At 56.7% G+C, this 26,980-nt stretch carries 26 protein-coding genes and 1 tRNA gene; 4 read left to right on the top strand and 23 right to left on the bottom strand.

Annotated features, from left to right (window positions below):
- Positions 1 to 233 precede the first annotated feature (233 nt).
- Positions 234 to 307: transfer RNA gene (locus ACO4XG_RS07005), tRNA-Met, on the top strand.
- A 133-nt stretch (positions 308 to 440) separates the two neighbouring features.
- Positions 441 to 1,175, top strand: coding sequence for a phosphatase PAP2 family protein (locus ACO4XG_RS07000; protein ID WP_308508538.1), 735 nt, complete (start codon positions 441 to 443; stop codon positions 1,173 to 1,175).
- 50 nt (positions 1,176 to 1,225) lie between these two features.
- On the opposite strand, the gene ACO4XG_RS06995 is transcribed toward ACO4XG_RS07000, so the two are convergent.
- From ACO4XG_RS06995 to ACO4XG_RS06985, 3 genes are all read right to left on the bottom strand, one after another.
- On the bottom strand, positions 1,226 to 2,245 hold the full coding sequence (locus ACO4XG_RS06995) for a glycosyltransferase family 2 protein (protein WP_308508537.1): 1,020 nt from the start codon (positions 2,243 to 2,245) through the stop codon (positions 1,226 to 1,228).
- Positions 2,246 to 2,318: 73 nt separating this feature from the next.
- Entirely contained in the window at positions 2,319 to 2,960 is a 642-nt protein-coding gene (locus ACO4XG_RS06990; RefSeq protein WP_308508536.1) for a CPBP family intramembrane glutamic endopeptidase, read from the bottom strand.
- Positions 2,957 to 4,141 (bottom strand): nucleotide disphospho-sugar-binding domain-containing protein, encoded by a 1,185-nt coding sequence (locus ACO4XG_RS06985; protein WP_308508535.1) that lies wholly within the window; start codon positions 4,139 to 4,141, stop codon positions 2,957 to 2,959. Before ACO4XG_RS06985 ends, ACO4XG_RS06990 begins: the two co-directional genes overlap by 4 nt.
- A 97-nt stretch (positions 4,142 to 4,238) precedes the next feature.
- Here ACO4XG_RS06985 and arcC point away from each other — a divergent pair, with 97 nt between their 5' ends.
- Positions 4,239 to 5,171: a carbamate kinase gene (gene arcC, locus ACO4XG_RS06980; protein WP_308508534.1), complete on the top strand. Its 933-nt coding sequence runs from the start codon at positions 4,239 to 4,241 to the stop codon at positions 5,169 to 5,171.
- 214 nt (positions 5,172 to 5,385) lie between these two features.
- Here the strand turns inward: arcC and ACO4XG_RS06975 are convergent, their stop codons facing one another.
- The 10 genes from ACO4XG_RS06975 to ACO4XG_RS06930 all read right to left on the bottom strand — a co-directional run bounded on the left by ACO4XG_RS06975 (position 5,386) and on the right by ACO4XG_RS06930 (position 19,505).
- The gene (locus ACO4XG_RS06975; protein ID WP_308508533.1) at positions 5,386 to 6,939 is read right to left on the bottom strand and encodes a S1C family serine protease; all 1,554 of its coding nucleotides are present in this window, start codon (positions 6,937 to 6,939) and stop codon (positions 5,386 to 5,388) included.
- A gap of 200 nt (positions 6,940 to 7,139) precedes the next feature.
- Complete coding sequence (locus ACO4XG_RS06970; protein WP_308508532.1) at positions 7,140 to 8,693, bottom strand: LCP family protein; 1,554 nt, start codon at positions 8,691 to 8,693, stop codon at positions 7,140 to 7,142.
- Positions 8,694 to 8,710: 17 nt separating this feature from the next.
- Complete coding sequence (locus ACO4XG_RS06965) at positions 8,711 to 10,120, bottom strand: undecaprenyl-phosphate glucose phosphotransferase (protein WP_308508531.1); 1,410 nt, start codon at positions 10,118 to 10,120, stop codon at positions 8,711 to 8,713.
- A 7-nt stretch (positions 10,121 to 10,127) separates the two neighbouring features.
- Complete coding sequence (locus ACO4XG_RS06960; protein ID WP_308508530.1) at positions 10,128 to 11,159, bottom strand: glycosyltransferase family 2 protein; 1,032 nt, start codon at positions 11,157 to 11,159, stop codon at positions 10,128 to 10,130.
- A complete protein-coding gene (locus ACO4XG_RS06955) occupies positions 11,156 to 13,387 on the bottom strand; it encodes a glycosyltransferase family 2 protein (RefSeq protein WP_308508529.1) in 2,232 nt (743 codons plus the stop codon). The genes ACO4XG_RS06960 and ACO4XG_RS06955 overlap by 4 nt, the downstream gene beginning before the upstream one ends.
- The gene (locus ACO4XG_RS06950) at positions 13,384 to 14,343 is read right to left on the bottom strand and encodes a glycosyltransferase family 2 protein (protein WP_308508528.1); all 960 of its coding nucleotides are present in this window, start codon (positions 14,341 to 14,343) and stop codon (positions 13,384 to 13,386) included. The genes ACO4XG_RS06955 and ACO4XG_RS06950 overlap by 4 nt, the downstream gene beginning before the upstream one ends.
- The gene (locus ACO4XG_RS06945; protein ID WP_308508527.1) at positions 14,340 to 15,431 is read right to left on the bottom strand and encodes a zinc-binding dehydrogenase; all 1,092 of its coding nucleotides are present in this window, start codon (positions 15,429 to 15,431) and stop codon (positions 14,340 to 14,342) included. The genes ACO4XG_RS06950 and ACO4XG_RS06945 overlap by 4 nt, the downstream gene beginning before the upstream one ends.
- Entirely contained in the window at positions 15,428 to 16,576 is a 1,149-nt protein-coding gene (locus ACO4XG_RS06940) for a class I SAM-dependent methyltransferase (RefSeq protein ID WP_308508526.1), read from the bottom strand. Before ACO4XG_RS06940 ends, ACO4XG_RS06945 begins: the two co-directional genes overlap by 4 nt.
- A gap of 14 nt (positions 16,577 to 16,590) precedes the next feature.
- Positions 16,591 to 17,571 carry an NAD-dependent epimerase/dehydratase family protein gene (locus ACO4XG_RS06935; protein ID WP_308508525.1) on the bottom strand — a complete coding sequence of 327 codons (981 nt, stop codon included), beginning with the start codon at positions 17,569 to 17,571 and terminating at the stop codon, positions 16,591 to 16,593.
- Positions 17,568 to 19,505: a thiamine pyrophosphate-binding protein gene (locus ACO4XG_RS06930; RefSeq protein WP_308508524.1), complete on the bottom strand. Its 1,938-nt coding sequence runs from the start codon at positions 19,503 to 19,505 to the stop codon at positions 17,568 to 17,570. The genes ACO4XG_RS06935 and ACO4XG_RS06930 overlap by 4 nt, the downstream gene beginning before the upstream one ends.
- A 213-nt stretch (positions 19,506 to 19,718) precedes the next feature.
- Between ACO4XG_RS06930 and ACO4XG_RS06925 the strand changes: the two genes are divergently transcribed.
- On the top strand, positions 19,719 to 20,075 hold the full coding sequence (locus ACO4XG_RS06925) for a hypothetical protein (RefSeq protein WP_308508523.1): 357 nt from the start codon (positions 19,719 to 19,721) through the stop codon (positions 20,073 to 20,075).
- A 66-nt stretch (positions 20,076 to 20,141) separates the two neighbouring features.
- On the opposite strand, the gene ACO4XG_RS06920 is transcribed toward ACO4XG_RS06925, so the two are convergent.
- From ACO4XG_RS06920 to ACO4XG_RS06875, 10 genes are all read right to left on the bottom strand, one after another.
- Positions 20,142 to 21,374 (bottom strand): N-acetylmuramoyl-L-alanine amidase family protein, encoded by a 1,233-nt coding sequence (locus tag ACO4XG_RS06920; RefSeq protein ID WP_308508522.1) that lies wholly within the window; start codon positions 21,372 to 21,374, stop codon positions 20,142 to 20,144.
- A 478-nt stretch (positions 21,375 to 21,852) separates the two neighbouring features.
- Complete coding sequence (locus ACO4XG_RS06915; RefSeq protein ID WP_009532616.1) at positions 21,853 to 22,380, bottom strand: bL17 family ribosomal protein; 528 nt, start codon at positions 22,378 to 22,380, stop codon at positions 21,853 to 21,855.
- Positions 22,381 to 22,479: 99 nt separating this feature from the next.
- The gene (locus tag ACO4XG_RS06910) at positions 22,480 to 23,466 is read right to left on the bottom strand and encodes a DNA-directed RNA polymerase subunit alpha (protein ID WP_009532617.1); all 987 of its coding nucleotides are present in this window, start codon (positions 23,464 to 23,466) and stop codon (positions 22,480 to 22,482) included.
- A 99-nt stretch (positions 23,467 to 23,565) separates the two neighbouring features.
- Complete coding sequence (gene rpsD / locus ACO4XG_RS06905; RefSeq protein WP_308508521.1) at positions 23,566 to 24,159, bottom strand: 30S ribosomal protein S4; 594 nt, start codon at positions 24,157 to 24,159, stop codon at positions 23,566 to 23,568.
- 15 nt (positions 24,160 to 24,174) lie between these two features.
- Positions 24,175 to 24,567, bottom strand: a complete 393-nt coding sequence (rpsK, locus tag ACO4XG_RS06900; protein ID WP_330362064.1) for a 30S ribosomal protein S11 — start codon at positions 24,565 to 24,567, stop codon at positions 24,175 to 24,177.
- 103 nt (positions 24,568 to 24,670) lie between these two features.
- Positions 24,671 to 25,039, bottom strand: a complete 369-nt coding sequence (gene rpsM, locus ACO4XG_RS06895) for a 30S ribosomal protein S13 (protein ID WP_308508520.1) — start codon at positions 25,037 to 25,039, stop codon at positions 24,671 to 24,673.
- A 36-nt stretch (positions 25,040 to 25,075) separates the two neighbouring features.
- A complete protein-coding gene (gene rpmJ / locus ACO4XG_RS06890; RefSeq protein ID WP_009532621.1) occupies positions 25,076 to 25,189 on the bottom strand; it encodes a 50S ribosomal protein L36 in 114 nt (37 codons plus the stop codon).
- Positions 25,190 to 25,281: 92 nt separating this feature from the next.
- Positions 25,282 to 25,500 (bottom strand): translation initiation factor IF-1, encoded by a 219-nt coding sequence (infA, locus tag ACO4XG_RS06885; protein ID WP_009532622.1) that lies wholly within the window; start codon positions 25,498 to 25,500, stop codon positions 25,282 to 25,284.
- Positions 25,501 to 25,517: 17 nt separating this feature from the next.
- Positions 25,518 to 26,294 carry a type I methionyl aminopeptidase gene (map, locus tag ACO4XG_RS06880; protein WP_308508519.1) on the bottom strand — a complete coding sequence of 259 codons (777 nt, stop codon included), beginning with the start codon at positions 26,292 to 26,294 and terminating at the stop codon, positions 25,518 to 25,520.
- A gap of 26 nt (positions 26,295 to 26,320) precedes the next feature.
- A complete protein-coding gene (locus tag ACO4XG_RS06875) occupies positions 26,321 to 26,959 on the bottom strand; it encodes an adenylate kinase (RefSeq protein WP_308508518.1) in 639 nt (212 codons plus the stop codon).
- Positions 26,960 to 26,980 lie beyond the last annotated feature (21 nt).

The following is a 26,980-nucleotide window of genomic DNA, read 5'->3' as shown; positions in this document are numbered from 1 at the left end:
GTGCTCGCTTTTCACATGTCAGGTGGCGATATTTTCTATTTGTGTTATACTCTTTCTGGGCCATGGCGAACCTCCTGGTGTTGTGTTGTGTGGTAACTTCATCATACCACGAGTTCGTCATCGGCTCTTTTTTATTGTCCTAGTTCATCTTACAATCATCCCTGGAAAAAATATAAATTCCTATTGACACCCGTACATTCTTCCCGTATACTAACAAAGTCGCAAAGACATGTGGCGGAATAGCTCAGTTGGCTAGAGCACACGGTTCATACCCGTGGTGTCGAGAGTTCGAATCTCCCTTCCGCTACGACAGAGCCGCCTTTTGAGGCGGCTTTTTTGTTTTTATATCGCTGTGATACTTTTTCTCTTCTCTTTTGTGCGCCGCATGTTACAATAGAGGGTATCGCAACCGACATCTTTCTTGCATACAGGAGATCGATTTGAATCAGAACAAAGCGAATTATTCTCCCGCCCATATGCTCGCGCGAGACCATCTTCTCTCTGTCATTTTTCTCTATACCGTCTTCTATATCCTCTGGTTTCATTATCTGGAGACGACAGTCACCGGCAATTATCTGGTCATGCACACCCGCCTGGACGAGCTGATTCCCTTTATGCCGGTCTTCATTGTCCCCTATCTGCTCTGGTTCGTCTACATCTTTGCCGCACTGCTCTACTTCAGCCGGACGGATAAGGACGAGGCCGCGGATCTTTGTCTCTTTTTGTCGCTCGGCATGACCGTCGCGCTCTTCATCTGCACCGTCTTCCCGAACGGCACGGATCTCCGCGTCCCGGCGGATCCCGCAAACGGCTTCTTTGCGTCTCTGGTCTGGATGATTCAGTCCACCGACACGCCGACCAATGTGTTCCCGAGCATCCATGTCTTTAACGCGCTCGCGGTCCATGTCGCGGTCATGCGGAGCAAATCGCTCGCGCACCGCCCGCTTGTGCGGCGCGCCTCTCTGGTTCTGATGATTTTGATTTGTCTCTCGACCGTCTTCTTAAAGCAGCACTCGGTTCTCGATGTGTTCGGTGCCCTGCTGCTCGGTTACTTTGTGAATGCAATCGTCTACGGGGGCTATGAAGTCCCCGCCCTGATTCCGGCCGGTGCCGATGCCCTGTTCCGGCGCAAAAAAAATCCGGCAAAAGCCTATCGGCAGGTTCGAAAGAAATAAGAACAGACAGAAAGCCCGGAAGCGCGTGAGGCGCTTCCGGGCTTTCTGTCTCAATTAAAGCCGTAGAACTTCTGTGCGATTTTATAGCCCGCAATGCTGATTTTTCTGCCACCTCTGCCCGGCAGATTCATGCTCTGTCCGAGGAAGCCGAAGCGAATGCGGAAGTAGAGCCGCGGATTCTGCTGCTTTAAGTAGCGCCAGATTTCCTTCTTCTTCTCGAGGTTCTCGGGCAGCTCCGACTTGATTGCGAGAATCGAGCATATCGTCATCATGATCTCGAGATAAAGTATCATATAACGCCTCAGCTTCTTTTGCGGAATCTTGTAGGGGTCGTAACTCTCGACCATGATCCTCGTCACACGAAGTTGCTGGTCGATGCGCCCTATCATGACCTGCTCGTTGACCGACTGATCCTCTCTGCCGATATAATAGCGGTAAAAATTCACATCGAGGTAATAGAGGGTCTTCACATGGGGCAGCGGCTGGTAGACAAAGATATTGTCCACATAGAAGGTGTGCGCCGGGAGCTCCAGGCCGCAACTCTTTAAGAGCGCCGTGCGATAGATGACCGAGTGCATGAGGATATACTGTCCCGGCAGGAAGTGTCCGATTTCATCCCAGCCGATCAGCTTCTCCGTCGGCAATACCTTCCGGTAGTTCATGACGCGCTTATGCGCGGCCCCCTCCTTCTCATAGACAAAGTTGCTGATCAGGAGATCCAGCTGTGTGTTCTTTGCCGTAAAGTCGCGGAGGGTAGACAGAATCTTGTCATAGCTCTCGGGATCGACCCAGTCATCGGAATCGACCACCTTGAAAAAGACGCCGCTCGCGTTTTTAAGACCGGTCATGACCGCAGCGCCGTGGCCGCCGTTCACCTGGTGAAGGGCCCGGCAGATGGTCGGATACTCCCGCTCATAGCGGTCCGCAATCTCGCCGGTATTGTCCTTTTGCGAACCGTCGTCGACAATTAAAATTTCGACCTCTTCGCCACCGTGCAAGAGAGAACGGATACAGCGGTCCATATATGCGGCGCTGTTGTAACAGGGAACCGCAATACTCAATAGCTTCATGCTTTCCTCCTTTGATTTGGATTGCAACGAACGCATTGTTTCATTTTACCCGCTTTCCGCCTATTTTACCAGCCTAGAGAAACAGCGCGAGGAGGTTGATTGAGAGATGCGCTACGACGGAGGCACGGATCCCGCCGTGCACTTTCAGCCGGGAAAAGGCAAGTCCCAGCGGAAAGGCAAGCAAACCCTGGGTGAGGTTCCCGTGGTAGAGCGCGAACAGGAACGCACTGCCACAGGCAAGCTGCCAAGGTCGCCGCAAAAAGGCGGCAAGTCCCCGCTCCGAAATACCGCGAAACAAAAGTTCTTCGGCGACCGCACCGCAGAGCGCATAGACCGTCAGCGTAGCCCGCTCCGCTCTCCCGCCGAGGCTTCGGAGCGCACCCGCACCGCTCCGGTACAGCCGGTCCGACATCGCAAAGCCGCTTCTGTCGAGCAGCAGCATGAGAAGCAGATAGAGGCAGAGCGTTCCCACAAAAAAGCGCCACGGAAAAGGCCGCTCTTCCCGTACGCCGCTTCCGTCCCCCTGCCGGTACCAGGCGAACGCCGCGAAGAGAAGGCAAACCTGGTAGGCCGCATTAAAGCGGAGCGCTGTCTCGCCGAATGGGAGCAGCTTTAGGATAAGCGAGGCCGCAAGATTCGCGGCGAGCGGCAGAAAAAAGACCGCGAGTAAATCCGCGATGCTGCGCCGTTTCCTTTCCCAAAACCCTGCGCTCATTCCGCCGTTCCTCTCTTATCCCGGGCGGCTAGATCCTCCAGAATGCGCCTTGTCACCTCCCGGTTTCCGCCGCTCGCCTGCATTTTGCGCTTCATTGCAAGCCGCGCTTCCCGGGCTTCGGGGTCCCTAAGCAGTTCCTTTGCCGTTCGCCAAAGCCGCGCGGCTGTGAGTTCCCGCGGCGCTATCACGCGCCCCAGCTTTCGTCGCTGCAACTCCCGCCCGACCAGCGGCTGGTCGAGGCCGAAGGGAAGCACAATCATCGGGACGCCGTAGAAAAGCGCCTCGTTCACGCTGTTCATCCCGCCGTGTGTCACAAAGAGGGCCGCGCGGCGCAGCAGTGTGAGCTGCGGCACTTTCGCAAAGACACGCACATTGGACGGCAAGTCCCCGAGCGCGCGCACAAGCTTTTCGCTGCCGACCGAACAAACCACTTCGACCCGCTTGCCCGCGAAGGCCGCAATCAGCTTCTTCCAGAAGCGCTTGTCCGCATGCATCAGGGTCCCGAAGGAAATATATACGATTGGATTTCCGCTCTCCCCGAAGGAAAAGGGCTCTTCCGCTCTCTCCTCGATCGCAGGTCCCACAAAGTGATAGTTTGTCTCCGGAAAGCACGCTTCCTCCGGCTGAAAGTCCCGCAGTGTGTAAATAAAATTGTGCGGCGGCGCTTCCCGCACCAAGACTTCCGCGAGATTCTCCTCCCGCAGCAAAAACTTCGGGAGAAAGAGGCGGCTCAGTGCCGTGCAAAGCCGCTCCGAGCGGAATAGGGCTGTCAGGTAAGGGCCGCCGGTTCGCCCGAGCACGCGGAGTAAATGCCGGTTCAGCGCAAACGTGGAAATCAGACGATAACAGGGAATGCCGAGCTCCGCCGCGAGCGCCTTCCCCGGAAAGAAGAGGAGTTCATAGATCAGGCAGTCATAGTCCGCGCCGATACGCTTCAGCGTGCGGTAGGCCGCTCCCCAGTTCCGAATTTCATTCAGCGCCGGGACAGGACTCTGCGGCGGTTCGTCGTAGGGCACAAAGCGCGCACCGCTCGCCTCCACCCGCTCCCGAAACGATTCCGCCTGGATATAGTCCACCTCGTGTCCCGCCGCGACGAGGCAGCGCACCAGACCGAGCGAGGGATTCGTGTGCCCCGCATACGGCAAATTTACCATCAGAATGTGTCTCTTGTGCTCTTCCATCCGCTCACGCCCTCCCCCGCGGTTGCTTTTTTGTTCCTCTGAACTTATAATTTTATCATGATTTTTCACGCATATCAGCTGAATTAGGAGGTCTCTCATGTCTAAAAAGCGTCTGGTGCTCTCTCTCGGCCACAAGGATCTCGGCACCAATCTGCCGGAGCAAAAAGCGGCTGTCGCTAAAACCGCGCCGATTATCGCAGATTTTGTCGAGGAGGGCTGGCAGGTCGCCGTGACCCACTCCAACGCGCCGCAGGTCGGCATGATTCACGGCGCACTCTCCGAGTTTGCGGCGCACCACGAGGGCTACACGCCTTCGCCGCTCTCGGTCTGCTCCGCGATGAGCCAGGGCTACATCGGCTACGACCTGCAGAACGGACTTCGCTCGGAACTTCTGTCCCGCGGCATCTATAAGTGCGTCTCGACCATCATGACCGAGGTCACGGTGGATCCCTATGACGAGGCCTTTTATCAGCCCCTGAAGACCATAGGCCGCTTCATGTCAAAGGAGGAGGCCGAGGAAGAGGACGCGAAGGGCAACCACACGGTTGAAATCCCGGGCAAGGGTTACCAGCGCATTGTCCCCGCACCGAACCCGGTTGCGATTGTTGAGATTGATGCGATCAAGGCGCTCCTCGACGCCGACCAGGTGGTCATCTGCTGCGGCGGCGGCGGCGTGCCGGTGCTCGAGCAGGGCACGGCGCTCCGCGGCGCAAGCGCCGTAATCGAAAAGGATCTGACTTCCGGCCTCCTCGCGCGGGAGGTGGATGCGGATGTGCTCCTCATTCTGACCGCGGTCGACAATGTGACCCTGAACTTCGGCACCCCGGCCGAGGAAGCCATCTCCGAGATGAGCATTGACGACGCCAAGGCCTATATGGAGGCCGGTCAGTTTGAGTTTAAGAGCATGCTCCCGAAGGTCAAAGCCGCGGTCGACTTCGTGAGCGCGGGCAAGAACCGCGCCGCGATTATCACGAGCCTAGCAAAGGCGGGTCAGGCGCTCCGCGGTAAGGCGGGCACGCGCATTTCCTGAGTTCCGCCTGCTCTTCGAATCACGCTGTCAACGCAAACGAGCCGCAGAGAAACCATTCTCTGCGGCTCGTTTTTTCGTTTCGTAGACTACACGCATAAAAACATTGATGCGCCATTTACCTTGTTTCAAAGACGATAAAGCCCCGCAGCGCCAGATTCTGTCAGCGCTGCGGGGGCTTCTGCCACCTTTTTTCCTATCACTCTATGACTCGCAATTACCACCGGAACGGGAACAGGCTGCTGTCCTCATCACTGTTATCGCCGCTGTTATTGTCGCTGCGGTTCCCGCTGTCTCCGCGGCTGTTCCGGCGCTCGCTGCCGCGGTCCTGACTGTCCTTGTTGTCCTGTCCGTCTTTGCTCTCGCTCTCTGCGGTCGCATTCTTCATGCTGTCCTGTCCCTTGAGAGTAAGCTGAATTTCCTTCTCCTCATAGCCCTTGTTCGACGGACGCTTGACCGTCAAAGTCACGGTTTCGCCCTTTTTGTAGCGCGTGAGCTTCTCTTTCAAATCCTCAATCGAGGAGACACTCTGTCCCTCAAACTTCGTGATGATATCGTTCTCCTGCAGCTCAGACTCCGCCGCCGCGCCGCCGTCAATAATCTTGTAGACAAAGATGCCGACCGGCATGTTGAACTTCTGCGCTGCCTCATTGTCCACGTTCTGCCCGCGGAACCCGATGTAGCCGCGGTCTGCCTCTGCGACCGTGCCTCTCGTCTTCTGCGAGGAGAGCTGGTTGATGAGCTCCGTCACACTCGAAATCGGAATCGCATAGCCCATGCCCTCGACCTTCGTGTCGACACTCTTCGACTCGTTGATACCGATTACCTGCCCCTGCATATTGAGGAGTGCGCCGCCCGAGTTACCGGGGTTAATCGCCGCGTCGGTCTGCAGGAGGTTTTCGACCTTGGTCTCCTGTCCGGTTGAACCGTCCTGTGCCGTAATTGTGCGATCCTTTGCACTCAGATAGCCGACGGTCACGGACTGTCCGTAGCCGAGCGCATTGCCGATTGCAATCACACCCTGACCGACTTTTAATTCATTCGAATCGCCGATTTCCGCAATCGCAATCTTCGACTTGGTTTCATCGGCAACATCCGACTTTTTGACCGCAATCACCGCGACATCGGCGCCGGAATCGGTGCCCTTCAGCTCCGCGTCTACACTCTTACCGTCGATAAACTGCACCTTCATGCTGGTCGTATTCTCAATCACGTGGTTATTTGTGACAATCAGATACTCCTCTTCGTTCTCACCGATGATAATACCGGAGCCGGCGCCCGAAGTCTCATAGGAAGCGGTGCGGCCAAAGAAGTCGCTGACCTGCTGCTCGCCCTTCACATCGATGGCGACGACCGAGGGCATGGCCTTGTCGACAATCGCCGAGACATCGAGTGTAGTACCCTCGCTGCTGCCGGCTGTGCTTCCCGCGGCTGCCTCCTTGGTTGCCGTCTTCGTCAGGTTCGGCATGACCTCTGCCGCTGCGCTGCTCTCTGCGGATGCAACGCTGCTTTTCGGTGCGACCGCGCGGCTCACCGTACCCATCGTGACGCCTGCCACGGCACCGAAGACCAGCGCGCAGGCCGCTGCGGTGCCGAGCTTCTTTGCGAGACCGCTTCCTTTCTTCGGCTCTTCGGGCGTTCCCGTGCCGTTTCCTGCGCTCTCACCGTAGCTCCGGTCCGAGACTGTGTTGTAGGGCTCCTCTGCCTTCTGTGCGCTGCTGTCATAGGGGAAATTATTGAAATTGCTGTATTGATTGTCCGAGTCGTACATGTTGCATACCTCTCTTTCGATTGCTTTCTTTCGTGGTTCTATGTTGCCTAGTATAAAAAGAAGCTGTGAACGAAATGTGTTGAGAGACAGAGCAAAGTGTGAACAATTCGCCTGCCAGATCCGACGCGCCCGACAAAAAAGAACTGTCCTCCCGGTCTTAAGCTTCGCCGGAAGGACAGTTCTTCTTTTGTTTTCTCGTATTACTCTTCATTCAGGGCGGGACCGTTGGTCTCCGACGGCGCCGCTGCCGCCTCGCGTGTTGTGACCTGCGCACTGGTCTCGGCCGCCGCAGTGGTCTCGCGCGCCGCGGAACTCTCACCGGCCGCGCGGCTGCTCTCTCTGACCGCACCGCTCTCCGCTGCCGAACTGCTCTCGCGCGCAGCGCTGCTGCTCTTTGCACCGGGCCCCGTGATTACATTGCCGCGGGAATCCGTCGCCTCAGCGCTCGTCTCATGTGTGCTGCCGGACTCGCTCTCCTCCCGCGTGCTCTTCGAAGAAGCGCTGCCGCCGCCCTCCGTTTCGCTGCGGCTCCGTCTGGTCGTCTCCTCCTCGGTGTTGCTGTTTCGCTTTCTCGCCGCGCTCGTCTCCTCGCCCTCGTTGTACTCGCGCATCTTTGCCTTGTACTTTCGCTCCTCCGAGCGGCCGCGGTAGCGCGCGATGTCGGAGGCGATGTGGTTGTCGATCTCCTGCACCTGATTGGAAACCGTATACTCTTCGCCGCCGAAGAGGAAGGTATGCAGATCCTTGACATTCTTCTCGAGCGTGTTCGGAATGACACAGGCACCCTTGAAGCCCATGTTGATCTCACGGCGATCCATCGGGAAGCCGATGGTCTCCACAATGCTGTACTTCTTGACATTGGTCGCGAGGCTCATGCCGTCGTCCCAGGTGAGACTCGTCGCTACCATCGAGAGCAGGTTGCCCGCGAGATTCGAGAGCGTCGCCGGATCCGCCTGCTTTGCCTTCTGCACGCAGAGCTCCAGAACGCGGCGCTGCCGCTCGGTTCTCGTGTAGTCGTTGTCCATGTAGCGGAGGCGCGCATAGGCAACTGCCTGAATGCCGTCCAAATGGTTCATGCCCGCGTGTGTCAGCTGCACCGAACCGATTTGGGTGCCCTTGACGGTCTCCGTGATATAGGAATTGATGTACTTGAACTCCGGCTGGGTCAAATCGATGTCCACACCGCCGAGGATGTTGATGCCGGTCGCGACCGCCTTCCAGTTAAAGGTCACATAGTCGGTGATGTTGAGGTCTAGGTTCTGGTTCAGCGCCTTGACCGCAAGCTCCGGTCCGCCGACCGCATAGGCCTGGTTAATCTTATTGTAATTGCCGTTCGCGAGACTCAGATAAGAGTCGCGGAACACGCTCGCAATGCGGATTTCGCCGTTCTCGCGGTTGATGCTCACAATCATGATGACATCCGCATTGTTGCCGCGCCCCACCGAGGAGTCGCGCGAGTCGACGCCGAAGGCCGCGATGTTCCAGTAACCCTTCATCTTTGCAATGTCATCGGTCGTGAGCTCTGTGTTCTCGACATTCTTCACCTCAAAGACAGGGCGCTGTATCTTGGAATACTGCTTCAGAAGATAGGCATAGGCGAAAATGGCGAGCAGAACGAAGACTTCGAGAACTGCCATGATGATAAATCTGCGCCGCTTGATTGCCTTCGCGCTCTTCGGTGTTTTCTCTGCAACTGCCGCCTCTGCTTTCTTCCGGCTTCTGCCTCTCTGCGGCTCCTGCATCTCATTTTCCATACAATCTCCTGTTTTCCTCAATAAGCGTTTTTGTTGATAAATCCGCGGACAAAGGTGAGCAAAATAATCTTAAAATCAAAGCCCAATGTCCAGTTCTCGATGTAGTAGAGGTCGTACTCGATTCTCTTCTCTATCGAGGTGTCCCCGCGAAGTCCGTTGATCTGCGCCCAGCCGGTGAGACCGGGTCTCACCTGGTGCTTGATCATATAGTGCGGAATTTCTTCCTTGAACTTCTCGACGAAGTAGGGTCTCTCCGGTCTCGGTCCGACCAGACTCATATCGCCGCGCACAATGTTGAAAAATTGCGGCGTCTCATCGAGACTGGTCTTCCGGAGGATGCTCCCGATCCAGGTAACCCGCGGATCTTTTTTGACTGTCCAGCCTTTTTTCTCCTCCGAATCGACCTGCTGGCGCATCGAGCGGAACTTGTACATCCGGAATTTCTTCTGGTGTAAGCCCACCCGCTCCTGTTTGAAGATAATCGGGCCGGGGCTCGAAATCTTCACGAGAATCGCGGCGAGCAGCATAATCGGCGAGAAAATAATCAGCCCGACAATGCCGCCGATAATATCCACGAGGCGCTTCGCCGCCGCATTGTAAAACTCGGTCAGCGGCACATGGCGAATATTAATGACCGGCATGCCGGCCACATCTTCCATGTAGGGAATGGTCGGAATCACACCGTAGTAATCCGGAATAAACTTCGTGTGCACGCCGGATTTCTCGCAGATAGACACGATATTCTTTAATTTTTCATACTGTGAGAGCGGCAGCGTAATCGCAATCTCATCCAGCGCATTTCGCTCAAGCAAGGGCTGCAACTCATTGACGCCGCCGATAATCCGTATGCCGTGATAGCTGAACCCGGGCTCATGGGTGTCGTCGAGAATGCCGTTGATCTGATAGCCCCACTCGGCATTGGTTAAAATGCGGTCAATGTAACCCTTCGCCGCTTCGCCGTAGCCGACCAGGAGGATATTCTTCTGGTTAAAGCCGAGCCGTCGCATGCGCCGCAAAAAGCCGCGAATCACATTCCGCTCAATCGTCATCCAGACCACGCAGGTCAGATAGAAAACCAGCACCAGCCGACGCGAAAAGTGATACAGAATCGCATTCTTGGATCCGAGATACAACACCAACGTAAAGAGCAGCACGCCGATTGTATTGACTTTCAGGATCCCCGCAAACTCCGCGCGTCGTCCCTTGGTGCGCTTCGGCGCATAGAGCCCGAAGAGCGCATTCAGCAGGAGGTACAGCGGCACAATGAAAAACAGCGCCTGCATGTAAATCGCAAAGCTGAGGCGCCCGACTTTCTCGTGGTAGAGACCGAACAGAATGTACCAGGCGAGAAAATAAGAGCCGCTGATCACCGCTGCATCAATCAGAATATGCAGTCGATTGAACTGCCTTTGGAAGTCTTTTACCATACGGAAATTATACTGGATTGGAGGCCGATTTTCCAGCTTCCTTTTTCGCAGCCCGCGAGACATAGTGTCTCACATAGGCGGCGGTGCCGAGAACCAGTTCCCACTCGATTGCGAGGATGCGGGAAGCCGGAATCTTTGAGAAATCTGTTTTATCGCGCGCCGGGAGCGCCGTGAGGCCCTCAATGAGGCCGCGCAGATAATCGGAAAGCAGCCCCTTCTTTGCAAAGAAAGCCGCCTTTACGGCAATGCCGCCGATCAGGAAGGGCAGATTCCAGATGAGCTGCCAGAGCGGCTGGTTTTTCGCCATCGTGAAAATGTGATTTCTCGCCGAGAGCCGCACTTTGAACGCATTGTACTTTGAGCCGCTGGTCGCGGAGCCGAAGTGGTAGACCTTGGCCGCCGGGCAGTAGAGATTCCGGTAGCCCGCGAGTTTGGCCCGCCACCCGAGGTCTATATCTTCCAGATAGGCAAAGTAGCTCTCGTCGAGCCCGCCGAACTCCCGGTACAAGTCCGTCCGGTAAATCGCCGCGCCGCCGCAGGCGGAGAAGACCTCTGCCTCTTTCTCATAGGCCGCACAGGGCTCCATGGTGCCGCGTTGAAAAGCCCAGCCGGGCAGCGAAAGCAGGTCGCCCGCATCGTCAATCTCCGCGTGGTTCTGCGTGCGTATCATCATCGCACTGACCGAGAAGATGCGCTCGTGCCGCGAAATGCTCTCCGTGAGCGCGCGCACAAAGTTCGGAAAGACCTCGGTGTCGTTGTTTAAGAGCAGCACATAGGGCGTCTTGACCTCCCGGACCGCGCGGTTCACGCCGCCCGCAAAGCCCAGATTTTCTTCGCTGAATAGGGTCGGAATGCCCTCTTTCCTGAGCCATTCCGCGCTCCCGTCCGAGGAGCCGTTTTCCATGACGAGGAGCGAAAAATTTTGCTCCGTCTGACGCTTCAGCGCCGCAATGCACTGCGGCAGATATTTCATGCCGTTGTAGTTCGGAATGACCACCGTGACGCGCGCATCCTCGCGCTCCCATTGTTCCGCTCTCACGCCTCTTCCTCCAGTTCGCGCAAATATTTTTCGATACCCGGCATGTGATAGGGTTCGCCGATTTTCTCCTTGTCGAGATCCCGGAGCGCAAAATTCGACTTCCGAAGTGTCAGGTTCGGGTTGTAATAGGGATCTCCTTTTTCGAGAATTGTCGGCCAGCGCTTCATGAAGCGCGCCACTTCGCGGTTAAAGCGCTCCACCTTTTCCGGCGTGTCCTCGAGACCGCGCGACTTCGACTCGTAGTGGTGCAGCAGCGCGTAGGGATTATAGACCACCAGCTTTCCGGCCGCCCGCACTTTGAGGCAGTAGTCAATGTCGTTAAACGCGACCGCAAGTTCCTCCGTGAAGCCGCCGACCGAGAGAAAGAGTTCCTTCTTTGTCAGCAGGCAGGCCGCCGTCACCGCCGAGTAGTCCTGGGCGGTCAGCGCGCGGTGGAAGTAGCTGTTCTGCACTTCGTGGAGACCGATGAAGGTGTGCCCTGCAATGCCGCCGAAGCCGATGACCACGCCCGCGTGCTGTATCGTATCGTCCTCGTAGAGGAGGCGGCAGCCGACCGCGCCGACATCTTCCCGCTGTCCGTAGCCGAGAAGCTCCCGCACCGTGTCCGGGTTGATGAGTTCCACGTCGTTGTTCATAAAGAGCAGATATTCGCCCTTCGCATAGCGGACGCCGAAGTTATTGATTGCCGAAAAATTGAAGCCACCTTCGTAGTAAACAACCTTGACCTCAGGCAACTCCTTCTGAATCGCCTCATAATAGGCAAAGGTCTCGGGATCGGTCGAATTGTTCTCGACGACAATGAACTCCAGATTCTTGTAAGTTCCCTTCTCGAGGAGAGAGCGCATTGCCTTGTCCAGATCCTCGCGATGGTCCTTATTCGGGATGACCACCGAGACGAGCGGTTCCTCCGTCAAATCAAAAATCGTGTGGTAGATGCCGTAGTCCACCCCCTTTTTAACCTCTCTGATCTTTAGCTCCGGGTAGACGCGCTCGTAATGCGCGCGAATCGCCCTTGCGCCCGCCTCGAAGGCGTAGAGCTTGCTCTCCGGGTTCGAGGCCGTCGAGTTCATGTGACAGCGCCAGTGATAGAGCACCTTCGGGACATGGACAATGTGCCGCGCTTTCTCGGTCACGCGGAAGATAAAGTCATAGTCCTGGGCGCCGTCATAGGCCGCGTCAAACTGCCCGACCGTGTCGAGAAGACTTTTCCGCACCGCAAAGAGATGGCAGATATAGTTGACGGAGCCGAGCAGATCCGGGTTAAAGTCCGGCTTAAAATGCGGGTCAAAGAGGGAGCCGCCGTCCATGTCGAGCTTATCCTCGTCGGAATAGAGGCAGTCGGTTTCCGGCTCCTTCACAACGACCTCGGCAAAGGAGAAGAGCGCTTCGGGCGGCAGAATATCGTCGTGGTCGCAGAGCACCACAAAATCGCCTGTCGCAAGGGCGAGCGCCGCGTTCGTATTTCCCGCGATGCCGCGGTTCTCGCCGAGCACCGTATAACGGATTCTCGGATCGCGCGCCGCATACTCCCGGAGAACAGCTTCCGTGTCCTTCCCGGGGCGGCTGCCGTCCGCAAGGCAGATTTCAAACTTCGTATAGGTCTGCGCGAGCAGGGAGTCGAGGAGCGCCTTCAAATAAACTGTCGGCGTCTCAAAAAGCGGAATCACAATCGAAAAGAGAGGCGACGTACTGTCAAAGACCGTTTCCCGCTGCCGCTGTAGCTCTGCCTCCGTGGGGCGGGTCTTCTCGTACCACTCGGCGTACTCGTAGTCCGAGTCTATGCCCTGCAATTTGTTCTTGGACTTCAAAAAGAGCTTTTTCAGGCCGTGCTTCTTGAAATAGTCAAAGGCCACGCGCACGGTCTCCATATTGCAGAGATCCTTGATTTTCTCCATGCGCTTATGTGCAACCGAAGAGCGCTTCGCAATCAGCTCTTCGTTGTATTTGATGCGCGCCTTATGCCCCTCAACAGAGATGACCAGATAGTAATTCTTGCCTCTCTCGTAGGGAAAGCGGATGTCAAAGCCGTACTCTTTTTCCGAAGTCGCGTGATAGTAAATCTGGCTCACATCGTCCCGGCGTGTCCGCACCAGCTTAAACGGCAGAGGGCGGTGTGCCTCATCTTCGACCGAAAATGTCGCTTCGCTCCCCGGATTCCGCCCGATGGCCCAGCCGTTTAGGGTGATGTAGTTTTCCCGAATGCGCACCACGTCGACTCTGTACTTCATCGCGTCTCCTCCGCGTCTTCGCTGTCAAAATTAAGTCGCTCTGCCTCGACCACCAGCGGGCGCTTCATGACGCGCTGATTGATGGTCAGCACATATTCACCGACCATGCCGATGAAGAAAATCTGCACCGCGCCGAGAAAGAGCATGCCGATTAAGAGCGGCGCTAACCCCGCCTGGAAGCGGTCCCAGTAGAGGAGCTTCAGCACGAGGTAGATGAGCGCGATCACAACGCTCACCACCAGGGTGATGCCGCCGAGGAAGGTCGCGAGCCGCAGGCCGAACTTCGTATAGGAGGTCACCGAGAGCATGGCTGCGTCATAGAGCTTATAAAGATTGTTGCTCGTCTTGCCCGCGCGGCGCTTCGGCTGGTCGTAGGGAATTTCCTTCCGGCGATAGCCGAGTTCCGCGACAATGCCGCGGAGAAAAGGCGTCGGGTCATCGAGATCCCGGAGTACCTGAATAAAACTCTTATCGTAGAGGCCGAAGCCCGTGAAGTGCTCAATCTGATCCACCTCGGAGAGCTTCCGGATCCACTTATAATAGAGCGAGCGAAGGTGATACATGAGCGGATTCTCTGCGCTGTGGGTCTTGATCCCGATTGCGATTTTGTAGCCCTCTTCCCAGGCCGCGACATATTTCACAATCATCTCGGGCGGGTCCTGGAAATCCGCTGCCATCAGCACCGTCGCATCGCCGGTAGACTGGAGCATCCCGTAGTAGGGCGAGTTGAACTGCCCGAAGTTTTTGGCGTTAAAAATTGCCTTGATTTTATGATTCTCCGCACAAAGTGCGCGGAGATATTCTCTGGTTCTGTCCTGCGAATCGTTGTCAATGAAGATGAGTTCGTAATCATAGGCTGCGAGCTCATGCCGAAAGAGGCCCACCAGCGTTTCCGCCATCGGCCCGACATTTTCCTCTTCGTTATAGCAGGGAATCACAACGCTGATTTTTTTCATGCCTGCTTTTCCTCTCCTCCCGGCGAAAGGCGCACCATCACCTTGATTAAATCCTGCGGTTTGCGCCGCATGAGTTCGAGCCCTTCCGCAAGTGCCGGAAAACCCGTGAGCTTATGCGTGACCATGCGCCCGGGCTCTATTCTGCCGGCCTTCACGAGGCGCAGAAGCCGCTCCATCCGCGCTCTTCCGCCCTTGCAGAGTTCGAGGTGAACGGTCTTTCCCGCCATTCCTCTGCCGCCGGAAAACTTCGGAATCCCGATATCGCCGTCGCCGGGATAATGCTTTAAGTTCACGACGCGGCCGATGCCGTAGCGCACCATGTCGACAGCCTCCCGAAAGGTATCGTCGTTGCCGCCGCAGACAAAGACCGCATCCGCGCCCCGTCCGCCGGTTCTCGCCATAATCTGCTCCCGGATATCGCCGTCCTTATAACTCAGCACCTCTGTCGCGCCGAATTCGAGGGCGCGCCGCACACTGATTTCCCGTGTGCCGACCGCATAAATCTCCGCAGCTCCCTTAAGTGCGGCGCCCTGTACGGCCATGAGCCCCACCGCGCCGATGCCGAGCACCACGACCGTGTCGCCGAATTTGAGTTCCGCTGCCTCAACGCCGGTAAAGCCTGTCGTCACCATGTCGACACACATCAGCGCATCCTCGAGGCTCACGCCTTCCGGCACTTTTGCGAGGGTCGTGTCGGCATCCGCAATGCCGAATGCCTCGGCAAAGACGCCCGGAATGCTCCGCCCGAGCGCATTGCCCGAGAAGGGGCGCCCCGCATGGCGGTCGTTTCCCTCCTGGATTTCGACATTCCGCCAGTCCGGCGTGATGGCCGGCACCGCGACCAAGTCGCCGACCCGAAAGTCCCGCACGCGGCTTGCGACCGCCTTGACCCGCGCAATGCACTCATGCCCGAGAATCAGGTTGTCGGGCTTCTTGGAACCGCTCCCGTACACTGTGTTGACATCCGAACTGCAGGGCGCCACAACCACCGGCTCCAGAACGGCGCCGTACGGCTCCTCGAGTAACGGATACGGCGCGCTGTCAATGAGCGCCGCCTGTCCGGGTCTCTCCAGTACAAATGCTCTCATGCCTCTCTCCTGTCCGTAAGACGCTCGGGTCTGTCGCTCCGGAGCGTCCAAATCTCGGTGTCCGCCGGAAACTTCTCGCGGATGCGCGCCGCAATCTCTTCCGTGTAGCCCGGCGCGACAATCAGAATACAAGTTGCCGGGTCCGCCGCGGCTGCATCCGGCGAGACAATCGGGATGTGCGAAGCGGGGGCAATGTGTCCCTGCTTAAAGGGCGCGGAGTCGATGATATAGCAGATTTTATCGCCAAGTCCAAGGGAAGCCGCAATCGAAAAGCCCTGGTGCGAAGCGCCCCAGATTGCGACCTTGCCGCGCGCCGCCGCCGCATTCACAAGCCCGGTGATGTCCCGCGCAATGGTCTTCTGCTTTTCGATGAGTCCCGAGACATCCGGTCTCGCTTTCTTTTTCACCCAGACCGAAATCGTATCGCGGTTTACGCGCTCTTTCCGCAGAACGTCGAAACCGCAGCGGTTCATCAGCGAACTTAAGCTGTCCTCGGTGAAATAGGAAAGATGATCCGGAATGAACTCGTAGAAGCTGTTTTCTTCGAGAATATACTCAAAGCTCGGCACCGTCACAAGCCCTGCGCCGCCTACCGTCAGATTGTTCGCAATCGCGCGGAGATAGGCCGCCGGATCCGGCTGATGCTCGAGAAAATTAAACGAGGTGAAGGCATCAAAAGGCCCGTTCTCGAAAATCTGATCCTCCCGCTCCGGGTATTCCTCCGCGACCGTGAGCCCCTTTTCGCGCGCCTTTACAACGAGTTCGTGAAAGTGCTCCATCCCGTAGGCCTTGACCGGATACGCCGCGAGAATCGAGAGAAATTCCCCCTGCCCGCAACCCGCTTCCAGAATCTTCTTTCCCTCTAAGTGGAAGGCCGGAATCCAGGCGTCGTACTGCGCGCGGCGAAGCTTGTCCATGGTCTCCGAGTAGCCGCCGGAGCGTATCACATCGCGATAGTAGGCGACAGGCTCGCTGTCGAGCTGCGTGAGCCCGCAACCCGTGCAGGCGCAGAGCCTGAGTGTGACCCCGCGCTCGGTCGCCGCATCCTCCGGGCGCGGCAGATGCTGCGCCGCGGCCGGCATGTTCTCAATGGTAAGCAGCGGCTCCGCGGAAAGCGGCGCACCGCAGGCAATACATCTCTTCACAGCTGTTTCCTCCCTCAGTTCTCTCCGTTTGCGGTATCCGAGAGCAAGTCCCGCACGCCCGCGCGAAAACCGGTTTCGGGCGTCCAGTCTATGCTCCGCAGTAATTTCGAAATGTTCGGCGCGAGATAGGGCGTTCCCTCGGGCCCTGTCTCCCGCGGCTCAAAGTGCGCAAGCGCGGCAGGCTGTCCCGCCGTCTCAAATATCTCTTCGACAAAACACCGCAGAGATCGCGTGTCGAGGCTCGCGACATTGAAGATTTCGCCCTGCATGCTTCTCTCGGCTTCGCCGAGCAAGCGAAGGGCGCGAACGGCATCCCTGAGCGCCAAAAAGTTCCACTGCTGCGCACAGGGGCCGAAGCGCACTTCCTCTCCCGCCGCGGCCGCCTTGACCGCGGTCGGCACAATCGCGGTCTCGTGATCCCCCGGCCCGTAGACCGAGAAGATGCGAAGGTGGCGGTAGTCTGCGCCGAGACGCGCCGCGATCTCTCCCCCGCGCGCCGAAAAAGCGAGCTTGGCGCGCCCATACTCCGAAATCGGACGGCAGGACGTCTGCTCGTCAATCGCTGTGCCCGGCATCTCCCCGCTTCGAACGCGTTCCAGTGTAACACCGTACTCGGCCTGCGAGCCCGCAAACAGAAAGCGCTTCGCGCCGAATTCCGCCGCGAGCGCTACCATGTCCTCCGAGGCCGCTAAGTTTCTGTCCTGGATTTCCCTGTCCATGCGTCCGCGCTGTCCCACGCCGCCCCAGGCAAGGTGGAAGCAGACATCTAACGGCAGCGCCTCCGCTGCCGTCAGTTCCCGCTCCAGATTTTGTCGCAGCGCTGTCCTGTCTTCCATGTCGCCGGAAAACAGGTGAAAGCCGACTCCCGTGAGCGGCAGGCCCGTCCGCCCTGTCTTTTCCCGGAGCGGCGCAAACACTTCATGCCCCGCATCGAGTAGCTCTTTTGCGAGTGCAAGCCCCAAAAAGCTGCTTGCACCGCTTAAGAGCACTCTCACGGCCGATACCTCGGCACAATCATATTCTCATCCAACTCCTCATCGCTCAGAAACGGAACCAGCTCCTCAAGCGGCGGGCTCACCATGCTGCCGTCCGGCAGACGCTTTCCGCCGGACTTCGGCTCAAAGTTCTGGTCGGTATCCACGAAGATCTCGCAGAGCATCGGTCCCTCTGCCGCGAGCGTCTTTTGTATCGCCTCATCAATCTCATCGTTATTCCGCGCTGCGACATAAGGCAACTCGAACGCTGCCGCAATCTTTTCGAAAGACGGGAAGCTGAGGTCCCCGCTGTCGCTGCCTATGCCGATCAGCGGCTGGTCGCCGAAGAAGTTGCGCTCGGTCTGGCGAATCGAGTGATAGCCATCGTTGTTGATGAGGAAAATCTTAATCGGCATCTTCGCGCCGGAGATGGTCTGCAGTTCCTGCAGATTCATCATGATGCTGCCGTCGCCGGTCAGGAGGACAATATCGCGCCCGTAGCGCTCACGATCCTCGTTGGCCTTCGCCGCACCGATTGCCGCAGGCAAATCATAGCCCATCGAGGCAATCGCGGAGTTCGAGATGAAGCGCTGTCCCTTTTTAATCCGGTAGGCATGGCCGCCGACCACGCAGGCGGATCCGTTGCCGACCACGGTAATCGTGTTTTCCGGTACCGCGTCGCCGAGTTTCCGAATCAGCGCATAGACATTCGCCGGGCGCGAAGCCGGAACTGCAAGGTGCTTTTCCTGTACGACCGGATAGCGCTCCACCCAGTACTTGCAGGTCTCGCTCCAGCTCATACCGCGAAGCCCCTCGCCGCCGCCGAAAATCGGCGTCTGCTTTTCATCCAGCACCTCGTTCATGACCGTTAAAAGATCCTTCGCATCCGCATGGACCGGGAGCGAAACATGAATCGTAGGCTTCTTCAATTCCTCCGCGTCGATGTCGTTCACAATCGTGAAGGCTTCGCGCGCCCACGCCTTCGACTGGAAGCCGACCTGACGCACACTGAGACGAGAGCCCACCGAGAAGACCAGATCCGCATTCTGAACCGCAAAGTTACCCGGGCGATCGCCGAAGTTACCCGGACGTCCCGCGTAAAGCGGGTCATCGCTCGGGAGGCAGTCCTCGGAATCCCAGCCGACCACAACCGGAATGCCGAGTTTCCGCGCGACCGCAAGGAATTCCGCGTGCGCGTTCGCAATCCGAATGCCGTTGCCCGCGTTAAAGACCGGGCGCTTGGACGCGGCAATGCGGTCAATGATTTCCTCCGCGAGTTCCCGTGTCACCTTCTTCGGCAGCACAGCGCGGTACTCGCCCTTCCCGGCCTCGTCCTCGGGGATTTTATGCGCCGAGGGTGTCGCAAAGCCGTCGCCGCCCGCCTCGTAGTTCTCGGGGTCAAAGCCCGGGAGCTCATCCGTCTCCACAAAGGCGCCCTGCACATCGAGCGGAATGTCAAGCCAGGTCGGACCCGGTCTGCCGCTCTCTGCGAGGTACAGCGCCTTCTCGAGGCAGTAGCGAATGCGCAGCGGATCCGTGACCATCTCACAGTACTTGGTCATCGCCGCGACCGATTTACAGATATCGAATTCCTGGTCGCCGAGCGCACGAATGTGCACACCCGACATGCGCGCCGTCCAGTCCGTCCGAATCTGACCCGAAAGCACCAGCATCGGGATGGAGTCCAGCCATGCGCCGACCACGCCGGTCAGGGCATTCGTGCCGCCGGGTCCTGTGGTCACACAGACCACGGCGGGCTTATTGTTGATGCGCGCGTAACACTCCGCAGCAATCGCACAGGCCTGCTCGTGATGGTTATACGTGATTGTGAGGCCGTCTTCATGGCCGAGGGCATTGTTTAAGTGCATCGCACCGCCGCCCACGACACTGAACCCGCGCACAATGCCGCTCTCTACCAGTTTTCTCGCAATGTAGTTGCTGACTTTAATCCGCATTTTCTCCTCCGGCTTGCAACTTTTTACTTGCCACCCGTCTGATGGCATACCGTTAAAAGTATACCACAAAGCACATATGCTGCATAGAATACGCCTGCCGCCGTAAACACGGAAGAATTCCTTACAATATGTTTACAGCTCTCCTAAGTCGCTTTTCACGCCGCAAATATCTGGTATAATTATTCTGACGAAAGGGGAAAGGAGGATTAACGCATGAAGAAAAAAGGGTTGCGAATTGCTCTGCTGTTCGCACTGGTCCTTTCCATGTCACAGGCAGCACCCGCATTTGCGGCGCATACGCTCGTTGATGCAAACAGCTATGTTCTCTCCAATACAGCGCAAGGTGTCGCTGTCACCGGAAAAGACGGTAAAGCGGTCTCCGGCTGGGTGCAGGACAAAGACGGAAATTTCTACTACTTTAAAAAAGGCGTCAGAAATTCCGGCTGGGATAAAATCAACGGAGACTGGTATTATTTTTACCCGGAGACAGGCGCACTTGCGCGGAATACCAAGGTCCTGAATTATGATGTGGATGATGACGGCCGCATGATTAAAGTTCACGAGTGGTAAGGCAATCGTTTCCTTGATCACGGCAAGAAAAAAGAAGCGCAACCGCGCTTCTTTTTTCTTGTCCTTTTAATGCCGCCACGCGCCGTCCGCATCCACATAGAATGTGTCCACCGTCGTATTCCGCGCCATCTCCCCGCTCTCCGGATAGAAGTAAGACCAGTGGTCACCGAGCTGTACCCAGCCCTTGGCCCTCTGTCCGTCCGCGAGCGCGTAATAGTACTTGTCGCCGCTCACAATCAGCTCATTGGCCGCCATCTTGCCGTAGGTCGGGGAATCCGGGTCTGCGTCCAGATAGTACATCTTTCCGTTCACATCCTGCCAGCCGCTCAACATCTCGCCGCTCTCTGCGAAATAATACCAGCCCGAGACAGCGCGCGCCCAGCCGGTGCGCATCTTCCCCTCAGAGCTGAAGAAATACCACTTGCCCTCAATCTTCTCAAAGCCGTCTTTCTTGAAGCTACCGTCTGGAAAGCGATACATCCAGGCGCCGCCGCTCTGAATCCAGCCCGCCTTCTCGATATTGCTGCCGTCGCCCTTGCCGGTCTGATCCCAGACTGCGCCCTGACCGTTCGAAACCTGCGCGGCATTGACCTTCTGGGTCTCCGACTCTGTGAAGCCGGAACTCTTGCCGCTGCCCTTCGCCTCGGTGCGGATGCGGAAGCTGTAGTTGCCGCTCTTCGTCATGTAGGGATAGAAGTTATAGCTGTTGCCCGTCACGCCGAAGACACGCTTCACAATGTCGCCGCCGCGCCGGAGCACAAGCTCATAGCTGCCGCTCGTGTTTGCGGGCTCACGCCAGCTCGCCTGGCCGAGCGCGCCCTTCTGCCAGCTTACCCCCTCCGGCTCCGCAAAATCGCCCTTGATGCCCGGGAAGCGAAGTCCCACAATAAGGCGCGTCTTGCTGCGCCGAAGCTCTGTCACCTTGACCGCATTGTCGGAGAGATGCACATCGCTCTCGCTCAAAGTCTGCGAAAAACTCCTGTCGCTGTCCGTGGTCCGGAGCACTGCCTCGACGCTAATCACACTGCCGACCGGCAGATTGTCACCGATACCGCCGGTCACGCGCACGCTCTCGAGCTGATAGGAATCCGCATTCACCCAGACTCCCAGTTCACCCTTGGCAGGATCCCCCTGCACAACACCGTCCCGCGTGATGCTCCCGCCCGTCTCGATCCGGTTCTTCGCATTGAGACGCACACTGCCGATTTTCTGTTTGGAAGCGGCCACCGCCGGTACCGCGGCAAAAGCCGACAAGAGCATTGCAGTCAATGCCGACAAAAGTATCTTTCTCGGTCTCATCTGATACCTCCTTCTGTGCAAACGGTACAAATAATTCTCTTCTCAATCAGTATACCGAATATTTCCGTCCGGAACAAGCCACTCGTACCGCTCCTTTTCTGTGCACTCCGTCATGCGACAAGCCCCGACTGCACAGACACTTCCCCTCTGTTTTTCCGCAAGGAGAAACAAGGGCATCAACAGCATCGAGTAGATATGGCAACGCCGCCGCAAGAGGGGCAGGCCGCCTGCTTTCTGACCATTTTCTCCAAACATACCGGTTCAGGCTAAGCGGACAAAAAGAGTTGGTGCTAGCTCCACCTTTTTCTGTGGCGAAAGCCTTTTGTCTACCTCCAGAAAGCCCACCACAAGAAGGGCAGATGGTATGCTTCATGACTTTTTCCTCCAAACATACCGGTTCCAGGAAGATGTAAGCAGAAAAAAAGATACCGGTTTTCCCCGCGGAAAACCGGTATCTGAAAAATGCTTCGGATTCTGCTTAGACCAGCTCGAGCAGCACTTCCATCGCTGCATCGCCCTTTCTCAGGCCGATCTTCACGATGCGGGTGTAACCGCCCTTTCTGCTCTCATACTTCGGTCCGTACTCATCGAAGAGCTTCGCAACAAGGTCAACCTTCTTGCCAGCCTTCTTGTGCTTCGGATCGAACTCGCCGACTGCGTAGAGCTTTGCGAGCATGTGACGTCTCGCGTTCATTCTGGACGGCTTGTCCTTCTTGATTTCCTTCTGAACCGTGTCATAGACAACGACTCTCTTGCCGTCTTTCTCTTCTCTGACGCGCTTGCCGTTTGCATCCTTGCGCGGCACTTTAGCCGTGACGCTCACGGTCTCGAAGTTGTCCTTCTCCTTCACTGCCAGCGCAATGAGGGGCTCGACCATCTTTCTGACTTCCTTCGCTCTCGCCTCGGTCGTCACAATCTTGCCGTTTGCGATGAGCGCCGTCGCCTGACTTCTCAGGAGAGCCAGTCTCACATCCGTTTTGCGTCCAAGCTTTCTGTACTTTGCCATTGGTTTTCTCCTCCGTTTGGGAGCGCGATCCGTGCCATATCGGGACTCATCGGAATCGCACCATACTCAGGGGCTGCCGCTGTCTTGCCGGGCAGCCTGTTATTGCTCTTCTTCTTCCTCTTCTTCGGTCTCCTCGCTCTGGCGCAGCTGCAGATTCAAATCCGCGAGCTTCTCCAGAACTTCATCGAGGGACTTCTTGCCGAGGTTGCGCACTTTCATCATATCTTCCGGCGTCTTGCTGATCAGCTCTTCGACCGTGTTGATGCCCGCGCGCTTCAGGCAGTTGTAAGAGCGCACCGAGAGCTCGAGCTCGTCGATGTTCATCTCAAGCACTTTCTCCTTCTCGTCGCTCTTCTTCTCGGACATGACCTCGACTCTGCGTGCATTCTCCGAGAGATCCACGAAAAGGCTCAGATGCTCCGAGAGCACCTTGGCCGCGAGGCTCACGGCCTCGTCCGGCGCTGCCGTTCCGTTGGTAAATACGTCAAGGGTCAGCTTATCGTAGTCCGTCATCTGACCGACACGGGTATTCTCGACGCGCATGTTGACGCGCTCCACCGGCGTGTAGATGGAATCCACCGCAATCACGCCGATCGGCAGGTCGCCCTGCGCCTTATTCTTCTCCGCGCTGACATAGCCGCGTCCGCTTGTAATCGTGAGTTCTGCCGAGAATTTCGTGCTGCCGCCGGAAATGGTCGCGATGACCTGATTCTTGTTCAGAATCTCAATGTCCGCATCGCACTGAATGTCTGCTGCAGTGACCACGCCCTCGCCCTCAAAATCAATGTAGGCGGTCTTCGGCTCTTTCGAGGAAGAATGATTCTTGATTGCAAGGCTCTTGATGTTCATGATGATTTCCGTCACATCTTCCTTGACCTGGGGGATGGACGAGAACTCATGGAGCACACCGGCAATCTTCACCTGGCTCACCGCCGTACCCGGCAGGGACGAGAGCATGATGCGGCGCAGGGAATTGCCCAGGGTCAGACCATAACCTCTCTCCAGCGGTTCACAGATGAAACGGCCAAACGTTTTGTCTTCGGAGATCTCAGCAATCTCGATATTTGGTTTCTGAAATTCGAACAAGAATGATACCCCCTTTAAATCTTTGGCCACGCATGGAAACACTCCGGAAAGTCCCACTTAGGGAGTCTCTCGGAAAGAGACTCCCTAGCGGTAGACATATTACTTGGAGTACAACTCAACGATCTGCAGTTCATCGACCGGAACGTCGATTTCCTCGCGGGACGGCAGTGCCTTGACTGCGCCCTTCAGATTCTCCTTATCGGACTCAAGCCAGGTCGGCACAATGCGACCGGAAGTCATCTCGATAATCTCCTTGTAGCGCTCCGAAGACTTCGCCTTCTCCTTAATCTCAACCGTGTCGCCGGCCTTGATCAGGTAGGAGGGGATGTTCACAATCTTGCCGTTCACAAGAACGTGTCTGTGACCGACAATCTGACGAGCCTCTCTTCTGGTTCTTGCCCAGCCGAGGCGGAAGATCACATTGTCCAGTCTGCTCTCGAGAAGAACCATCAGGTTCTCACCGACCTGTCCCTTCATACGGGACGCCTTCTCGAAATAGTTGCGGAACGGCTTCTCCAGCACACCGTAGATGAACTTTGCCTTCTGCTTCTCGCGAAGCTGAGAGCCGTACTCGCTCATCTTGCGATTTGCTCTTCTCAATTCTCTGTTGGATCTTTTATCGATGCCGAGGAATCCAGGCTCCAGGCCGAGAGATCTGCATCTTTTAAGAACAGGAACTCTGTTAACTGCCACTTTTCTACCTCCTGATTATACTCTTCTGCGCTTCGGCGGACGGCATCCGTTGTGCGGAACCGGGGTCACGTCCTTAATGCTGGTCACCTCAATGCCACACGCCGAGAGCGCGCGGATTGCGGCTTCACGCCCGGAACCCGGACCCTTCACCATCACGTCGACAGACTTTAAACCATGGATGATAGCTGCTTTTGCGGCAGTCTCTGCAGCCACGGAAGCTGCATACGGAGTAGATTTCTTTGAACCTCTGAATCCAAGGCCACCGGCACTTGCCCAGGACAGCGCATTGCCCTGTAAGTCGGTCAACGTAACAATCGTGTTGTTAAACGAAGACTGAATGTGTGCCTGGCCGCGTTCAACGTTTTTCTTAACGCGCTTCTTGGCGGACGCCTTCTTCGCGCTTGACATCTGCTGCTTTGCCATTAAACTAACCTACTTTCTCGTTTACTTGAACCAAGTTCGCTCCTGTCGTTAAAACATGCAACGTGATTCAATTCTGCGGTTACTAAAATTACTTCTTCTTATTAGCAACGGTCTTTCTCGGGCCTTTGCAGGTTCTTGCATTCGTCTTGGTCTTCTGACCGCGAACGGGCAAGCCCTTACGATGGCGAATTCCGCGATAGCAGCCGATTTCGGTGAGTCTCTTGATGTCCATAGCGATCTGTCTTCTCAGATCACCTTCAACAACCTGAGTTTCAGCGATCACTTCGGCAATCTTCTTGACTTCGTCATCGGTGAGATCCTTGACTCTCGTGTTCGGATCCACGCCGGCCTGGGACAGAATTCTGTTGGAACTCGTCACACCGATACCATAGATATAGGTGAGTCCGATTTCAACACGCTTCTCTCTCGGTAAATCAACGCCTGAAATACGAGCCATTGTGCTGTCTTCCTCCTGTATTATTTTTGCTGCGTCTTAGCCTTGTCTCTGCTTGTGCTTCGGGTTCTCGCAGATGATTCTGACGGAGCCCTTGCGCTTGATGACTTTGCACTTCTCGCACATCGGCTTGACTGAAGATCTGACTTTCATTGTGTGATACTCCTTTCATCTGCCAACAAAGTCGCCATAGTAGTATAGCAGTTTTGAGTCTGCTTTACAAGCCCATTGCGCACTTCCGCAGATTATTTATTTCTCCAAGTGATTCTGGCCTTGTTGAGGTCATAGGGGGATAATTCCACCGTCACCCGGTCGCCCGGGAGTATGCGGATATAATTCATTCTGAGCTTGCCTGAAATGTGTGCGAGCACCTGGTGACCATTTTCCAGTTCTACCTGAAACATCGCATTCGGCAGCTTCTCAATGACCTTGCCTTCCAGCTGGATTACGTCGGTCTTTGACATCCTACTGTCCTTTCGGTTTAATGCACTCTGTCCGGATCGTTCTTGCCGAGCGATAAAATCTCCGGTTCGCCGTCCGTAATCAGAATTGTGTTCTCGTAGTGGGCTGCGAGACTGCCGTCGGCCGTGGTCACGGTCCAGCCGTCATCGCCCCAATCCACTTCGTAGGTTCCGATGGTGATCATCGGCTCCAGGGCCAGGGTCATGCCCGCCTGCAGGCGGATACCCTTGCGGTTCATGCGGAAATTCGGAACTTCCGGATCCTCATGCATCTCGGTGCCGATGCCGTGGCCCACGAGGTCTCTCACGACTCCGTAGCCGCGCGACTCGGCGTAGTCGCCGATTGCACCGCAGATATCGTTTAAGTGATTGCCCGCCTTTGCAAAGCGGAGTCCCGCAAAGAAAGATTCCCGCGTCACATCAATCAGATCCTGCGCCTCTTTCGAGATTTCGCCGATGCCCCAGGTTCTGGCCGCATCGCTCTGCCAGCCCTTCCAGATGACACCGGTGTCGAGCGAGACAATATCGCCCTCGCGGATCACGCGCTTCTTCGAGGGAATGCCGTGGACAACTTCATCGTTCACGGAGACGCAGACACTCGCGGGATAGCCCTCATAGCCGAGAAACGAGGGAATGCAGTCATAGCCCCGAATCAGCTTCTCGCAGAGTTTGTCGATCTCAAGGGTCGTCATGCCCGGCTTCAGCGCCGCATGGAGCTCCTCATGCACCTTGGCGAGAATTTCACCCGCCTCCCGCATCAACTGAATCTCATGTTCCGATTTTACCGTCACTGCCATTTCTTAACTCCAATCTCCGGGGCCCGTCAGAGCAGCGCTTTGATTGCCTCGAACACTTCTCCCATCTCCTGCGTGCCGTCCACTTCCCGAAGCACCCCCTGTCCTCTGTAGTACTCAATCAGAGGCTTGGTCTGCTCATGGTAGACCTTAAGACGCGCCGCCACTGTCTCCGGCTTGTCGTCCGCGCGCTGCACGAGCGCATGGCCGCAGACATCGCAGATGTTCTCCGTCTTCGGTGCGCGATAGCGGACATGATAGCTCTCGCCGCAGTTCGGACAGCTGCGCCGTCCCTCCATGCGGTCGATGATGGCCTCATCCGGCACTTCGATATCGACCGCTTCGTCGATCTTCGTGCCCTCCGCCGCAAGTGCCTCGGTCAGCGCCTCCGCCTGCGGTATGGTCCGCGGGAAACCGTCCAGCACATAGCCCTCGCTGCAGTCCGCCTCGTGAATGCGGTCTTTCAGCATTCCGATGGTCACCCCATCCGGCACAAGACCGCCTGCGTCCATGTAGCGCTTGGCCTCAAGGCCGAGCGGCGTGCCCGCTTTGATGTTCGCGCGGAAGATATCTCCGGTCGAGATATGAGGAATCCGATAGTAATCCGCAATTCGTTTTGCCTGTGTCCCTTTTCCGGCGCCAGGAGCGCCGAGCATGACAATCTTCACTGCCTTCTCCTTTGCTAGCGT

Source organism: Stomatobaculum sp. (assembly GCF_057248925.1).
Note: the sequence above shows the minus strand (reverse complement) of the source record. Positions and strands in the feature narration are given on the sequence as shown.